The sequence below is a fragment of the Acinetobacter sp. YH01024 genome, assembly GCF_013420195.1.
Taxonomy (GTDB): Bacteria; Pseudomonadota; Gammaproteobacteria; order Pseudomonadales; family Moraxellaceae; genus Acinetobacter; species Acinetobacter amyesii.
Map to the genome: position 1 here is coordinate 1 of NZ_VOYQ01000101.1, position 1468 is coordinate 1468.

Below are 1468 nucleotides of genomic sequence, written 5' to 3' on the forward strand. Positions count from 1 at the left end.
TACGTTGTCGGCAGCGGGCCAAAAAGGAATACGTCCATGCCCATCGAGGTGAAACCGGCTGTGAGCGCGGGTTCAAGCATATAGCCCGACAGGCGCGTATCCTTGCCGATCACGACACGATGGCGGTGGTCACCGCGACGAAAGACACGGCCAGCCGCCATGCCGACGCGCAAGGCGGTTTCCGCCGTCATCGCGCCTTCGTTGGCTTTGCCACGAATACCGTCTGTGCCGAAATATTTGCGCACCATAAGGTCGATTATCCTGTCGTCGGGTCGCCCTCAAAGGGGACATGCCTGCTGAACCGCGAATATAGAGAAATATCCCGAATGTGCAGTTAACGAATTCTTGCGGTTTCTTTCAGCGCCGCCAATACCGCCAGCCCGTCGCGCAAGGGGCGCGGCTCGTGTGTGCGGATGAAGTCAGCTCCACCTGCGGCGGCGGCAAGCTCTGCAGCGAGTGTCGCGGCCCCGACATCCCCCGGACCACGGCCTGTGAGCGCGCGCAGAAAGGATTTGCGCGAAACAGACAGAAGCACCGGCAAATCGAAGCGCAGCCGCAATTCATCGAACCGCGCCAGCACCGAGAGCGAGGTTTCGGGAGCAGCCCCCAGAAAAAACCCCATGCCGGGATCAAGGACAAGGCGGTTGCGTTTGATACCGGCACCCGTCAGCGCCGCGATGCGCGCGTCAAAGAACGCCGCAATGTGATCCATGATGTCGCCAGCGGGTGCCTCGCGCCGATCTGCCTGCCCGTCTTGCACCGAATGCATAACGACGAGTTTGGCAGATGATTTCGCCAATTGCGGATAGAACGCAGCGTCTGGAAAACCGCGAATATCATTGAGATAGGCCACACCACGCGACAAGGCATAGGCTTGCGTCGCGGGTTGATAACTGTCGAGCGAGACGGGAATGCCATCTGCCTTGAGCGCGTCCAGCACCGGCGCGATACGCGCGATTTCTGTGTCGGACGAAACAGGCGCGGCGTCGGGATTGCTGGATGCCGGACCGAGGTCGATCACATCTGCCCCCTCGGCCATCAGCTTACGCGCCTGCGCAATGGCTGCGTCTGGCGCCAGATACCGGCCTCCATCGGAGAAACTGTCCGAGGTTATGTTGACGATGCCGAAAATGATGAGCGATTTATTCATGGGGGCTTCTATAATAATCTCTGTACACGACAAAAATAGATAACTCATTGAAATAATGTCACAATAATTGTTTTCTAACGACGAATACTATGACACATCTCAATGAGTTATATCTTATCTTAAACAAATCTCTAAAATGGAACAAGTCACATTTAAAGTGCTTTGCGCTCATCATGCTTGTGATTATTTTAAAGCAAACATGTAATCTTTCTTCTGCATCTAAAGCCTTGCCCATCAAGTGTTTACCACAATCATTTTATCGACGTATGCAGCGCTTCTTTGCAGGTCAGTATTTTGATTATCGTCAAATTTCTCAGT

Annotated in this window: 1 protein-coding gene and 2 pseudogenes; 1 reads left to right on the plus strand and 2 read right to left on the minus strand. The window is 54.4% G+C overall.

Annotated features, from left to right (window positions below):
- Positions 1–248: pseudogene (glmM, locus tag FTT88_RS17025) on the minus strand (phosphoglucosamine mutase); the annotation flags it as partial.
- An 86-nt stretch (positions 249–334) separates the two neighbouring features.
- Entirely contained in the window at positions 335–1150 is an 816-nt protein-coding gene (gene sul2, locus FTT88_RS17030; RefSeq protein WP_001043260.1) for a sulfonamide-resistant dihydropteroate synthase Sul2, read from the minus strand.
- An 89-nt stretch (positions 1151–1239) separates the two neighbouring features.
- Between sul2 and FTT88_RS17035 the strand changes: the two are divergent.
- Positions 1240–1468 (plus strand): annotated as a pseudogene (locus tag FTT88_RS17035) (IS4 family transposase); the annotation flags it as partial.

Bases quoted from the DNA above. Each gene is read 5' to 3' on its own strand.
- sul2 (WP_001043260.1), bottom strand. From the start codon at position 1,150: ATGAATAAATCGCTCATCATTTTCGGCATCGTCAACATAACCTCGGAC.